The organism is Luteolibacter ambystomatis, assembly GCF_018137965.1.
In the GTDB taxonomy this organism is placed as follows: Bacteria; Verrucomicrobiota; Verrucomicrobiia; order Verrucomicrobiales; family Akkermansiaceae; genus Luteolibacter; species Luteolibacter ambystomatis.
The window spans coordinates 2,892,528-2,905,677 of record NZ_CP073100.1; the positions used below are offsets into that span (position 1 = coordinate 2,892,528).

At 62.9% G+C, this 13,150-nt stretch carries 10 protein-coding genes; 7 read left to right on the forward strand and 3 right to left on the reverse strand.

What is annotated here, in order from left to right; genetic code table 11:
- Nucleotides 1-45 precede the first annotated feature (45 nt).
- Complete coding sequence (locus KBB96_RS10955; protein WP_211629451.1) at nucleotides 46-3,633, forward strand: hypothetical protein; 3,588 nt, start codon at nucleotides 46-48, stop codon at nucleotides 3,631-3,633.
- A gap of 44 nt (nucleotides 3,634-3,677) precedes the next feature.
- On the forward strand, nucleotides 3,678-4,409 hold the full coding sequence (locus tag KBB96_RS10960; protein ID WP_211629452.1) for a hypothetical protein: 732 nt from the start codon (nucleotides 3,678-3,680) through the stop codon (nucleotides 4,407-4,409).
- Between the two features lie 24 nt (nucleotides 4,410-4,433).
- Here KBB96_RS10960 and KBB96_RS10965 read toward each other — a convergent pair whose 3' ends face one another.
- Nucleotides 4,434-5,021 carry a TMEM175 family protein gene (locus KBB96_RS10965; RefSeq protein ID WP_211629453.1) on the reverse strand — a complete coding sequence of 196 codons (588 nt, stop codon included), beginning with the start codon at nucleotides 5,019-5,021 and terminating at the stop codon, nucleotides 4,434-4,436.
- 158 nt (nucleotides 5,022-5,179) lie between these two features.
- Between KBB96_RS10965 and KBB96_RS10970 the strand changes: the two genes are divergently transcribed.
- From KBB96_RS10970 to dacB, 3 genes are all read left to right on the forward strand, one after another.
- The gene (locus KBB96_RS10970) at nucleotides 5,180-5,758 is read left to right on the forward strand and encodes a lipocalin family protein (protein WP_211629454.1); all 579 of its coding nucleotides are present in this window, start codon (nucleotides 5,180-5,182) and stop codon (nucleotides 5,756-5,758) included.
- A 528-nt stretch (nucleotides 5,759-6,286) separates the two neighbouring features.
- On the forward strand, nucleotides 6,287-7,030 hold the full coding sequence (locus KBB96_RS10975; protein WP_211629455.1) for a hypothetical protein: 744 nt from the start codon (nucleotides 6,287-6,289) through the stop codon (nucleotides 7,028-7,030).
- Between the two features lie 49 nt (nucleotides 7,031-7,079).
- A complete protein-coding gene (gene dacB, locus KBB96_RS10980) occupies nucleotides 7,080-8,594 on the forward strand; it encodes a D-alanyl-D-alanine carboxypeptidase/D-alanyl-D-alanine endopeptidase (protein WP_211629456.1) in 1,515 nt (504 codons plus the stop codon).
- A 9-nt stretch (nucleotides 8,595-8,603) separates the two neighbouring features.
- Here dacB and KBB96_RS10985 read toward each other — a convergent pair whose 3' ends face one another.
- Complete coding sequence (locus KBB96_RS10985) at nucleotides 8,604-9,596, reverse strand: hypothetical protein (RefSeq protein WP_211629457.1); 993 nt, start codon at nucleotides 9,594-9,596, stop codon at nucleotides 8,604-8,606.
- 59 nt (nucleotides 9,597-9,655) lie between these two features.
- On the reverse strand, nucleotides 9,656-11,515 hold the full coding sequence (locus KBB96_RS10990) for an alpha-amylase family glycosyl hydrolase (RefSeq protein WP_211629458.1): 1,860 nt from the start codon (nucleotides 11,513-11,515) through the stop codon (nucleotides 9,656-9,658).
- A 220-nt stretch (nucleotides 11,516-11,735) separates the two neighbouring features.
- Here KBB96_RS10990 and KBB96_RS10995 point away from each other — a divergent pair, with 220 nt between their 5' ends.
- Both KBB96_RS10995 and KBB96_RS11000 read left to right on the forward strand, forming a co-directional pair.
- Entirely contained in the window at nucleotides 11,736-11,927 is a 192-nt protein-coding gene (locus tag KBB96_RS10995) for a hypothetical protein (RefSeq protein WP_211629459.1), read from the forward strand.
- 61 nt (nucleotides 11,928-11,988) lie between these two features.
- Complete coding sequence (locus tag KBB96_RS11000) at nucleotides 11,989-12,957, forward strand: metallophosphoesterase family protein (protein ID WP_211629460.1); 969 nt, start codon at nucleotides 11,989-11,991, stop codon at nucleotides 12,955-12,957.
- Nucleotides 12,958-13,150 lie beyond the last annotated feature (193 nt).

The window sequence follows — 13,150 nt, forward strand, 5'->3', positions numbered from 1 at the left end:
GCCGTGCCGCTGGCTCACGCCATGTCGGCTTCTAAAATCGATAGGATGAGATCCGGCTTCTCGCTGGTAATCACCCTGATGATGATGGTCCTGCTGGCGACCCTTGCCCTCGGCCTGTTGTCCCTGAGTTCCGTGACCCTGCGGAGCACCCAGGCCGGAACCAACATGGCCATCGCCCGCTCGAATGCCCGGCTGGCCCTCGCCATCGCCCTCGGGCAGCTCCAGCGAACCACCGGCCCCGACCAGCGGGTGACGGCACGGGCGGAGATTCTGGAAAAGACCGCCAAGCTCAACCCGGAGCGCCGCTTCATGACCGGCGTGTGGGGCAGCTCGAAGTGGGATCCCACCCGCCCGGATGACAAGACTTTCGTGGAGTGGCTGGTGTCCACCATCCCCGGCACCGAAGACCCGGCCGTCACCAGCTTCGCCGCCACGGCGCTGGGCGATGACAAGACCGTCGCAACAATCGTCGGCACCGGCTCGGTGGCGTCACCGGACGAACAGGTGAAGGCGCGCCTGGTGGACATTCATGCGAACGGCAAGGTTTCCGGTCGCTACGCCTACGTCACCTTCGACAACAACGTGAAAGCGGATTTCGCGACCGGCGGCACGATCCCGGACGACACGCTCGCCAAACTGAGCCGGCTGTCCGCCGCACCGCGCGCCGCTATCGACCTTTACGGGCTGGCCGAACTGAAGGACGCCGCCTCGAAATCCACCAAGACCCTCGTGACCTGGAACACCAGCGCGGCGGCCTTTCCCGGCAACAACGGCATCGTGCCACGCAGTACCTTCCATGATGGAACGGCGAACACACTCTCGCTCTTCACGGATGTGCGCAACGGCGGCATGCGCGCCGACCTGTCCTCCGCCTTCGAGCAGGAGATCGGCGATTTCAACGCCATCAATGAATTCCACAATTCCGGGGAAACCAACGACACGTCGTTCTACAGCACGGTGGGCACGGCCTACAACGCGCCGGAATTCTACAAGGGAGCGAAGCTGGGCTACCTCTACGAGATCCCGGTGGGTGGCAGCAACCGCCTGCGCGGCCCGACGTGGGACCTGCTGCGCAATCACTACCGCCTCTACAAGCGCGACCATGAGGCGCTCTCCTGGCCGCGCGCCATCACCGTGGGGACCGACACCTTCGCGGCACGCGGCGAGATGCCGATGAGCTACTCGTCCGGCCTCAACCAGACAAATGGCAACTACTCGTGGCGGGCCAGTCCCGGCGTCCTCTACTCGAAAGCCAGCAAGGGAACCTATCAGAGCATGAACCTGCTCGAGCAGCCCTACAACGCGGCCGCCTCGCTGACCGGCCCGATCAACCGGCCGACGGCGGAACGCATCGCCCCCGTGGTGACACGCTTCACCCTCGCGCTGGGACTTGTGAAGCGCTACAACAGCGGCGTGGAGGAACTGGGGGTTTCGTTCGATCCCTACGTCACCGTTCTCAATCCCTACAACGTGCCGATCGCGTTCGACTCCTTCGGCATGTTCATCAGCAAGATGAATCCGGTGCGCCTGACGGTGAACTACACCGACGCGGACACCGGCACGCAGAAGGTGGCCAACGTGGTCCTTTCCGCCAACTACTACACCCAGGGATCGCTCTCGATGCGGATGCCGGTGAAAAGCTCCCCCTATGTGCTCCAGGCCGGAGAGGTGAAGACCATCAGCCCCGAGCGCGTGGACAAGAGCGTGGTGGACCAGGTGATCAAGTATTCCGGCATCACGCCGATCCACGGCACCTTCGACTACAACGAAGGCTCCGGCATCGTCGCCACCGGACAGACCCCGATCAAGGTGAAGACCGGAACCCAGGTCACGCTCGAGATCCGCGGCCGCACGTCCGGCGATACCGAGTTGGACCACATGATCTTCTCGCTCTACTACGGGAAGAACCACAGCGGCACCACCCGCAACCTGGATACCGATGTTCCGCCGACCAACAACATGTTCGCGGACACGGATATCTTCGACGATCCCTTCGTGACGAAGGTGAGCTTCGCCACCCATGACAACAGCAGCATGGGCAGCCTCTTCGTCAGCCGCACCGTGAACTACTCGCAGGTGCCGAACGCGGGCCAGGTGGGCCTCTCCGTGGGCGCGCTGGACATCCGCATGAAGAACACCTCGGACGACGTGCCGGTGTTCACCGCCTTCAACCCGCGCTCCGCGGCGGTCGATCCCCGCGACTACAGCGGCGGCGACCGTGTCGGCCCGGGCTGGGATCTGAAACTCTCCCCGATCACGGACATCTCCCAGCTCCAGCTCGCCACCGATCCGGCGGGCCACGGGATGTGGGGTGGCGGTGTCGTCGCTCCGAACGGCGAGAGCAAGGTGGTGCTCTATGAAGTGCCGCGCGTGCCGATGACCTCGCCCGCGCAGTTCCAGCATGCGGATACCTCGGTCACTTCGTCCGGAGGTTCCCGCCACATCGGCAACTCTTTCCCGAACGCGGGCATTGCCTCCTCCACCGACATCCAGGGCCGCCGGGCGCTGGTGAACAACTTCGCCAATGTGGGGCCGCAGAGTCTTGCGGACGCAAGCTGGGCGGGCAACGAGGCGATCTGGGACCGCTACTTCTTCAGCAGCCTGAACTACGGCACCGCTCCGCTCGCGGGCGGCATAGGCCCGCGCTACCGCTCGCTGGACGAGGCTGCGGAGGCGGTGGTGGATGCGAAGGACGGCAGGGACAGTCCGTTCTTCAATCCCGCGATGAGGTATCTCGATTGGGACCACAGCTCGCGTGCCACCCGCATCGCCGAGGTCAAGGACTACTCGACCATCGCCATGCACCTGGCGATCCAAGGCGGATTCAACATCAACTCCACCTCGGTGCGCGCGTGGAAGGCGATGCTCGGTTCCCTGCGCAACCAGGACGTGCCAAGCGTCAGCGGCGGCGGCGTGTCCTATTCGAAGACCAGCCAACCGAGCGGTACCGGACGCTATGCGATGCCGGAAAGCCCGGACTCCGGTATCTGGAGCGGCTATCGTTCCCTGTCCGATGACGAGATCGACAAGCTGGCCACGGCGATGGTCGCGCAGGTGAAAGCCCGCGGTCCCTTCATGGGTCTCGCCGACTTCGTGAACCGCCGCCTCACCAGCGGCTCGAAGAACGGCTATGAAACCGGAGCCCTCGGCGCGATGCAGATGGCGATCGAGGAAGCCGGACTCAACGGCAGCGTGAAGGGCGGCAAGGACTCCACCTTCGGCAGCATGGAGCACCGCACGATCAACGTGGGTTCCCGCTCGATGACGGTCTCCACCGCGACCGGCGCGCCGCAGTATCTGATGCAGGCGGACATCCTCAGCCAGATCGGCGCGAAGATTACCGCACGCTCGGATACCTTCACCATCCGCACCCAAGGGCAGGCCGTGGACACGGAGGGTAATGTGGCGGCTTCCGCCTGGTGCGAGGCGATCGTCCAACGCACACCGGAGTGGACTGTGCCGACGACCGAGAAGCCCTACAAGCCGGCCACCAGCTATCCCTCGGCCTCGAACAACGGCAATCCCCTGCTCACCCGCTGGCAGCCGAATACCAACCTCCCCGCTGCCGACCAGAAATTCGGCCGCGTCTTCCAGATCGTTTCCTTCCGCTGGCTGAAGCAAAGCGAAGTCTGATCGATCCGGATCTTCCCGAAACCAACCTTTTCCATTTCATTCCCATGTTCCGTCCTCTCATCCCCGGCCTCATCGCCGCGCTCTGCCCTCTCCTTCTCCACGCCCAGGACGCGCCCGCCGCAGGCTCGCCTGCGACCGAGGAAGCGAAAACCAAGGGCCTGAAGTTCCAGGTCTCCGCGTGGGGCGACTGGAGCGGCGCACCGTTGTTCGCGCAGGTCGAAGCGAAAAAATACACCCAGCTCAAGATCGCAGACATGGCCTTGACCGAGGCCATGCCCTTCAAGCGCGAAGAAGGCATCACGCTGTATGAAAAGGTGGAGGCGAAGGACGGGAAGGAAGAGGGCTACAAGCCGAAGTTCCACGTCACGGTACCTGCTGACATCAAGACACCGCTGGTGTTGCTGCTACCGGGCAAGGACAAGCAGATGATCCCGCGGGTCTATGAGCTCGATCCTTCGGGATATCCGGCCGGTGCGTATCGCTTCGTCAACCTCAGCCCGATCCCGGTGCTGGCCACGGTGAACGAAACCCGCACCACCGTGCCGCCGAACGGCGACAAGATCGTGAACCGCTCGCCAAAGGCGGATGAACGCGTGCAGATCACCGGCACGGTGATGGGCCAGGACGGAGTGCCGCAGAAACTGTTCTCGACCATGGCCATCAACCGCACGACCAAGCGCATGATGATGTTCTTCTATCCCGCCACCACCACAGCGGACAGCGCCACGCTGATGTGCCGCAGTCTGGTGGACTTCGTGGAACCGGCGAAGCCCTGAGCCGGGCAAGGCATCATCCGGCGCCTACTCCTTTTCCCGCCTCTCAAGGAACCGCTCGATACGCTTGTCCGGCACCAGCCAGATCAGCGCCACGGCGACGTAACAGGCGATGGAAAGCCACGGCACATGAAATGCCAGCGCCATGCCTGCGATGTAGAACGCCGGTGAGACCTTGCCCTTCCAATCACCACCCACCGCGGCTGCGAGCGGCGAATCCTTGCCCTGCTGGCGGATGATCGCATTCTGGAGGATGACGTAGGCAATGGCGGCCATGAGCAGCACGAACCCGTAAAGAGCCAGCGGAGCCTCGCCCATATGACTCTCCCCCACCCAGCCGGTGGTGAACGGGAACAGGGACAGCCAGAACAGCAGGTGCAGATTCGCCCACAGGATGCCGCCGCTCACACGCCGCGTGAGGTGCAGCATGTGGTGATGGTTGTTCCAGTAGATGCCCACGTAGATGAAGCTGAGAACATAGCTCAGAAAGACGGGCAGCAGCGGTTTCAACTCCGGAAGCGTCTCAACATGTGGCACCTTCATCTCCAGCACCATGATGGTGATGATGATCGCAAGGACGCCGTCGCTGAAGGCTTCGAGCCGGTTCTTTTCCATGCACCGAGTCTAACGGGAGGCTGCGAGGAGGGCAAATCCCAAGGCCTCCGGGATGAACGAAGGTTTTGGGGAATTGGCGGAGCTATGGAAGCGCGCAGGCAAGGAGCAGTGGCATCAAATCCTCTGTTGCGGGGGACGTTTCGGGAGTATCGTCACGGGTGAAACAGTTTCCCGCATTCTCCGCAGCACTGGCCGCTCTGGCACTCGCCTCCTGCACCATGCCTGCCGATCCGCCGCCGAAGAGCATGCATGCGCAGCTCAAGACGGCCACGCAGGTGGATGTGAAGCGCTACTCGGGCCGGTGGTATGAGGTGGCGAGACTCCCGCAGTGGTTCCAGAAGGACTGCGCCTCGGCGACGGCGGATTACTCGCTGAACAAGGACGGCTCGATCAAGGTGGTGAACACCTGCATCCAGGCGGATGGCTCGCGCCGCTCGGTGGAAGGACGGGCCGAACCGGCGGATGGCACGAACAGCCGGTTGAAAGTGAGATTCCCCGGAAAGTGGTATGCGGCGGCCATCCCGGTGCCGAAAGAAGGCAATTACTGGATCATCGATCTGACACCGGACTACCGGCATGCGATCGTGGGCACGCCGGACCGCTGGACGCTGTGGTTCCTCTCCCGCTCACCACGGATCTCGAAGCAGGACTTCGCGCGGATGAAGAAGGTGGCGCATGAGCAGGGGTTCGATACAAGCCGGTTGGTGGTGGATGCCCACACGCGCATCGGCGGATAAGTTGTGAATTTGGAGTGCGGTGAGCCATCACCGCTTTTGGTACCGGAGAGTCATCGACGGGAGCCCACGCAGATGACGGCTGAAAGCTTGCACCACTATGGAGTCAGCCTTGGAACATTGGAGGCGGGCATGGCGAAGGCCGCATATTTCCCGGCGATGACTCGCCTGCCCTCAAAGCGGTGATGGCTCACCGCACTCCAAAGAAAGAAGCGGCGGGTTCGACGGACTCATCCATAAAGCAATCGGCGGATGCGGAACCGGGGAATTCCGTCATCCGCCGATCAAAGCTGGTCGGGGGGAGTTGTGTTGTCTTCCGGGGGGAGAAGGTCTGCGTCCGGCCGGGGGGAACCTCGCGCTGACAGGAAGAGAGTGCCACAATTTCGGCCACAGGAATATTACGTGATCGTGGTGACGCGATCACAGCAGAAGTGGAATGTCGGAATCCTACCTGCAGCGGGAGATTCGATACAAGCGATGTATCCCGGCGGGAGCTAGCATGAGCGGACCGGTTTTTCCTCCCTGCCACCGATGAAAGCTCGCGCCCTCCTTGCCCTGTGTCTTTGTTCCACCGCGCTCCAGGCGGCAACCGAATCGCGGTTGTGGACATCCACGGACGGCAGGACATTGGAGGGCGTCTTTCTCCGTTCCGACCGGAAGACGGTAACCGTCAGGAAGCCGGAGGGCCGCACCACCGAGATCCCCTTGGATCGCCTCAGCGCCGAAGACCGCAGCTATGTGGAAAAGCAGGTTGCGGAACAGGCGGACTCCTTCGCGAGCGGCGGCAAAACCGCGAAAAAGCCTCAGGGCCGCATCACCTACAAGCTCTCCGGGGGCTCCGAAAAATGGGAACCGGAGCGAAAGAAGCGGATCGTGGAGGCGATGGACAAGGCGGTGGCGTTCTACAACGAGCACTCGGATTTCAAGAAAGCCCTGACGGCAAACAACAGCCCGGGCACACCGACGGCGGATGGCAACATCAGCGGCTGGATCAATTTCGGCGGGCAGATCGGCTTCCGTGTGACCCTCCATGAAATGGGCCACACGCTGGGCATCGGCACGCACGGCAACTGGCAGAAGAACATCAAGGACGGATTGTGGACCGGGAAGCACGCGCTGGCGCAGTTGAAGGAATTCGACGGCCCGGACGCGGTGCTGCACGCGGACCGCATGCACTTCTGGCCCTACGGCATGAACTACGACAACGAGGCCAGCGACGTGAACTACCTGCGCCACGTGAAAATGGTGGTCGCGATGTGCAAGGACATGGAGTGACCCACGTTCGGGCTTTCGCGGGAAGCTCGGGCAGTGTTAGGGTCGCGGCGTGTCGAATGCACGACGATCGAAAACGACCTTGGTGATCCTGCTGGCGGCCGGTTGGGCGGCTGCCGGAACGTTTGCGATCTTCTGGTGGCGGGACTCCGGCGTGGTGTGGAAGCAGCAGGCCGAACCCGCGGTGAAGAAGGTCCGGGTGGAGAAGAGGATCGAGACGGCGCCGAAAGCAACACCGGAGCCCAGACTTGAACCGTCGAAGGTGGAGGAACCACCGCGGGAAGGTGGCTTGTCGAAGGCGTTCCGCGAATGGTCGGCCCGCACCGAATTGAAGGGCGCGCTGGTCGCCTTGTGCGTGCTGGATGAGGAGGGACGGACGCTGTTCGCCTCACCGCTGGCGGAGACGGCGCTGTGCCCGGCATCCTCGATGAAAACACTGACCACCGGTGCGGCATTCGGATTGCTGGGACCGGACCATCGTTTTGAAACCACGCTGACGGCGAACGCGAAGATCGACGCGGCTGGTGTCCTGGATGGAGATCTGGAGCTGACCGGATCGGGCGATCCCACGCTGGCCCGCGAGGATCTGGAAGCCATGGCGGATGCCGTGGTGGCCAAGGGCCTGAAAAAGATCAGCGGTGGCATCGTGGTGAACACGAAAGTCTTCGCCGCGGAGCCGGTGAGCGAGCATTGGAACTGGGGAGACATCGGCAATGCCTACGGTGCCGGCACCTATGGCGTGAACGTGGATCACAACCGGATGACACTCACCTTCGATCCGGCGGACAAGGAAGGCGGTCCGGCGAAGCTGGCGGGCAGCGATCCCGTCCTGCCGGGCATCAAGTGGGATTGCGTGGTCGCAACCGGTGCCGCTGGAAGCGGTGATCAGGTGACGGTGTTTTCCGAGCCCTATGGGAAGGAGATCTCCATACGCGGCAGCGTGCCTCTCGGAGAACGCGGCTTTACGGTGAATGCCGCGATTCCCGATCCTCCCGCGTATGCGGCGGATGTCCTGCGGGCACGGCTGGTGAAAGCCGGAGTGAAGATCGCGGGTGGCGCGTCACGGCGTACGGACACGCGGGTGGCGCTGGCCGGCCATCGCTCGGAAGCCCTGCCGGAGATCATCGACCACTTGCACCGGGTGAGCGACAATCTGGAGTCGCAGGCGCTGTATCTGACGATGGGAAATCTCAAGCATGACGATCCGGCAAAGGTGGTGTGGAAATTCTGGGAGGATGCCGGAGTGTCCTTCGAGGGATTGCGGATGATCGACGGCAACGGCCTCGCCCGGGCGACGATGATCCGTCCGCTGGATCTGGCACGGGTGAACCTCGCGGCCTCACGCGCGGCGACGGGTGAACGCTATGTGCGCAGTCTGAGCGGCAGCGGCCCCATGCGTTCCAAGCGCGGCGCGATGTCCGGTGTGAGGACCGAAGTGGGATTCATCCAAACACCGGATGGACACCGGCGCGTGTTCGCGCTGATGGGGAACGGGCTGGATACGAACCTGGATTTTTGGACGCTGCGCACGCCGTTGCTGGAAGCGGTGCGAACGGCGGCGGATTGAATCGAGCCGTCACTTGATCACGCGCCAGGCGGCGAGATTGGCGAAGTCACGGCCGGTAATAGGTGTGAAGTTCCAGACACCCGCATCCATCTCCGCTTTGACCTCGTTCGCGGGCGCGTCTCCCGTCGCATCACCGATCCCCAGGGAGACCGTTCCGGCTTCATCCGGTTTGCCATCGGGCTTCTCGAATGACACCCGGAGCTGGCTGCCGGCCTGCGGACCGGGATTCCTACGATCCTCGTAGTGCTTCTCGATGATCGTGCAACTGGTGGCGGGAGTGACGAGTCCTGAGTAGCGCAGCTCGCGCCATGGCTTCGCACGATTGGCGAGCCACGTCATGGCGTTCTCCCTTGAGGCGGGTGTGGCTTTCGCGAGCTGGGCGACATCGGCGGCGCTTGCCGGGAACAGCTTCATTTCCACCACGCGGTTCCCGGCAGGTGCTGCTGAAGAAATGCCATCCGCCATGCCGAACTGCCACACGGCCACTTCCGTCCTGGCATTGCTGACACGGCAAAGTTCCTGCCAACGACCCGGCTGCAACCACAACGAGCCGATCTTCACTTCCAGCGTTTCAATGGCACGCTCCTTGGCATCGAGCAGCGAATGCTCGACGGCTACCAGCTCACGCACACCCTCGGCGGTCTTCTCCGCGACGATCTTGACCTTGCTTTCGTGCGGGCGGCGCGAACCGAAGGTCGTTTGCGCAAGGTCCTCTTCGTAGGATTGGGGAGCCAGCAGAATTTTTCCATCGACCTGCTCGCCGGTCGTGCTGTTCCAGCAACCGCCCCCCTTGCTCTTGTCCACGATGGCCTTGAGGCCGCGTTTTTTCAGCAGCGCGTCCATGACGGAAGCATCGCCAGATTTGCCGGCTCCAAGCTCGGAAGCCACCGCCGCCGCCTGCCCCTTCGGAATCTCCAGCAGAACGATGCGGCAGGAGTCGGCCGCAGCCGCAGGGATGACAACGGCTGACAAAAGCGAAGCGAGGACAGGCAGGCGGAGCATGATGCCACAAGCATTTCCCACCGGATGTGAAAACGGCAAGCGGTGTTTTCCCACCACTCTCAATCCTGGCTGAGAATGATGAATCCATACGGCGGCAGCGCAAGCCCGCCGAGCGGCGCGGGATGCCCCACCACACCCGTGCGGCCCTCCACGGTGATCACTTCGGTGTCATCGAAATCATCGCTGTAGCCGCTCCAGTCCGCATTGAAGCGCACCTTCCACTCGCCCGCCGCGGGCAGGGTGATCTCGTAGAACTCGTGGGCGTTGGCGGTGAGATTCATCACGATGACCGTGCTGTCGCGCGGGCCGCCCTCATACCAGCGATTCCAGGCGATCACCTTGGCATGGTGGTTCTGGTGGAAGACATCCACATGCGCTCCGGTCAAGCCGCGGGTCACTCCACCGAGATTGCGCCGCAGCCGGATCAGGTCATGGAACGCGAGCCGGATGCCACGAAAACGCCGCGCCTTTTCCCAATCGAGCGGATCTCGGTCATCGAACCAGCCGTCCTCGAGAAACTCCTGCCCTTGGAAAAGCATCGGCACGCCGGGCGCGGTCAACATCACGCCCGCTCCCTGCAGGGCACGGCGGCGCGCCCACAGGCTGTCGGGATTCTTCGGGTCGATCTCGGACACCATCCGGCGGCGGCCATTCGCCACCTCGTCATGCGATTCGGTGTAGATCACGCGGCGGAAGGGATCACTGGCATCGCCGGGCAACACGGCGGCCACCATCGCGCCGACATCGCGCGCGTCATCCACCGGATTTTCCAGCACCGCACGCACCGGATGCACGAAGCCGGCATCCCATTGCGTATCGAAGCCCGCGCCGCCCTCCTCCACCCATGTGGTGAGCGCGGCGTTGTTGCCGAGATCCTCGGCCACGGAAATGACACGCGGCGAATGCAGCTTCAGATCCTTGTTGATCCATTGGAGCACCTGCCAACCCTCCGCGATGTCCGCGGACTCCGGGTTGTCCGCGCCCTTCGAGCGGCGGATATAACTGACCGCATCAAGACGCAGGCCATCGGCGCGGAATTCCTCGATCCACATCAGCGCGTTGTCACGCAGATACTGGCGCACCTCCTCGCGGCCGTAATCTGGGCGGGTGTCGCCCCACGGAGTTTCGGAACGCCAATCGTTATAGAAGTAGATGCCGCCCTTGCCGTTTTCCGACCAGCCATCGAACTGCCACAGGTCGAGCGAATCCGGGCCGAAGTGGTTGTACACCACATCGAGGATCACGGCGATGCCGTGGCGGTGGGCCTCGCGGATGAGTTCCTTCAAGCCATCCGGGCCACCATAGCCGGCCTCGATGGCGAAGGGATTGCAGGGATTGTAACCCCATGAGGTTTCACCGGGGAATTCGGTGGGAGGCATCAGCTCGATGGCATTCACGCCGAGATCCTTCAGATACGACAGGCGCTCGATGACTTTCTTGAACGTGCCACACGGCGTCTTCTCGCCACGCCGCACGCCGAAGGTGCCGACGTGCAATTCATAGAGCACGACTTCATTGAGAAGCGGCGTCTCGAATTCGACGCCCTGCCAATCGAACGAATCGCGGTAGATCACCCCATTGCCGGTTTCCGGATCGGTGAGGCGCACGCGCGGATCGATCTTCAGCATCGTGTTTCCCCCATGGGCGATGCGGAACTTGTACTGGTCCCCTGCTTTCGCCTTCGCACAAACGATGCTCCACATGCCGCCCTCCTCGCGGCCCATCGGCATACCGGGATCCGCCCAATCGTTGAAACCGCCGGTGACATGCACCTGCGCGGCGTTTGGCGCCCACACGCGGAAGAGCACGCCATCGCCAGTGAGAACGGCACCCATGCCCGGCTGGGTGGCAGGCTCCACAACGGCTGGCGACACAAGCTTTGCCTCGGATTTCACCGGATCGATCACGGGAGGTTTCATGCGGAGATCCTTCCAGCGGAAACCGTGCCCGCTGCATCACCGCGTGAATCCCACGCAATCAACGGGACTCTGCCCACGACGCCGGGAAGCACGGATTGCAAATGCGCATCCGTCGTGCGTTCTGCTCCGCGCCCTGTTTCCGATTTCCCGTGGAGATTCGCGAAAACGACCACGACGGCTTGCGCATCCGCGGAGTCGGAGCGAGACTGGCGGGTTGGCCATGAAATCGAAAAGCATCCCTTCAGTCGAGAACCTCACGGCTCACGAACAAGCCGCGAAGAAGATCACCTCCTTGCGACGGAAAGGCATTCCCTGCCATCTGGAGGATCACCCCGACCGCCACGGACATCACCTGGAAATCGTGCGGGACGAGAAGACCGATCCCGATCTGCCACCCATGACGGGAGGCTGATGAAACTTTGTGACGATCCGGAGTTGAAGGTTCGCTCAAGCGGGCTTCATGTTGGTCACGCATGAGCGGCCCGGTAGCGACTTCACACGACATCATCGGCGACATCCACGGCCGCTACGATCGTCTGGAGTCCCTGATGCGGTTGCTGGGATACGAACATGACGGCGTGTCGTTCGTCCCACCTACCGGTCACCGGGCTTTGTTCCTGGGAGACCTGATCGATCCCAAGCCGGGTCATCACCAGCCCGGCGGCGTGAAGTCCACCCTGCATGCGGTGAAAATGATGGTGGATCGCGGCCATGCCGATGTGATCCTGGGCAATCACGAACTCAATGCGATCTGCTTCCACACCCTCGGGCCGGATGGCAGACCTCTGCGCCACCACGGTCACCGCAATGTCCGCACCCATCAGGGAACGCTGGACGATTTCCCGGATCATGAAGATCCACAGGGAGAGTGGCGCTCACTGTGGATGCCATGGCTGAAGCGCGTTCCGCTGTCACTCGATCTCGGCTATCTGCGCGCGGTCCACGCGTGCTGGCATCCGGAGCATCTCGCCTACCTCGCGGACAAGTCACTGGAGGACGACGGCTTCCTGCTGGCTGCATCCAGCAAGGCCAATCCGGAAGGCGAAGCGATCGAAGCGGTGCTGAAGGGCATCGATATTCCCCTGCCTCCCGGCTACAGCTATTCCGACAACAGCGGCATCTCACGCAGGCACTTCCGCGCGCGCTGGTGGGAGCATCCACAACCGGGCGTCACCTGCGCGGCACTGGTCTTCCCTGCGGACGGGCGGATGCCGGAGCTGCCGGTGGATCCCGCGGCGCTGCATGTGATCCCGGGTTACCCGGACGATGCGCCGCCGGTATTCTTCGGCCATTACTTCAAGCCGGTGGGGCAAAAACCGGCTCCGGAGCAGGACAACATCGTGTGCTTGGATCACGGCGCGTCCGTGGGTGGTCCGCTCGCCGCGTATCAATGGCAGGGCGAGCGGAAGCTGAAGATGGAGCACTTCGTGGAGGCGGTGTGAAGCCGCCAACTGTGGCTGTCGCGTCTCGCGGCAGGCCGTGGCATTGGCGTCCCGCCGATGCTCTGAAAATGTCGCGGCGGGAACGTTGGAAACTTGCGCCACTACTGGATCTCCTTCATCTCGCCGGGCTTCCACGAATTCCCGCACGATTTGGAAAGAACCGGGGCAACAAAATGAGCGCGTGTCTTCGCTA

What these genes read in the sequence shown, in the direction of transcription:
- KBB96_RS10955 (WP_211629451.1), top strand. Translation starts at nt 46, where the DNA reads ATGAGATCCGGCTTCTCGCTGGTAATCACCCTGATGATGATGGTCCTG.
- KBB96_RS10960 (WP_211629452.1), top strand. Translation starts at nt 3,678, where the DNA reads ATGTTCCGTCCTCTCATCCCCGGCCTCATCGCCGCGCTCTGCCCTCTC.
- KBB96_RS10965 (WP_211629453.1), bottom strand. Translation starts at nt 5,021, where the DNA reads ATGGAAAAGAACCGGCTCGAAGCCTTCAGCGACGGCGTCCTTGCGATC.
- KBB96_RS10975 (WP_211629455.1), top strand. Translation starts at nt 6,287, where the DNA reads ATGAAAGCTCGCGCCCTCCTTGCCCTGTGTCTTTGTTCCACCGCGCTC.
- KBB96_RS10985 (WP_211629457.1), bottom strand. Translation starts at nt 9,596, where the DNA reads ATGCTCCGCCTGCCTGTCCTCGCTTCGCTTTTGTCAGCCGTTGTCATC.
- KBB96_RS10990 (WP_211629458.1), bottom strand. Translation starts at nt 11,515, where the DNA reads ATGAAACCTCCCGTGATCGATCCGGTGAAATCCGAGGCAAAGCTTGTG.
- KBB96_RS10995 (WP_211629459.1), top strand. Translation starts at nt 11,736, where the DNA reads ATGAAATCGAAAAGCATCCCTTCAGTCGAGAACCTCACGGCTCACGAA.
- KBB96_RS11000 (WP_211629460.1), top strand. Translation starts at nt 11,989, where the DNA reads ATGAGCGGCCCGGTAGCGACTTCACACGACATCATCGGCGACATCCAC.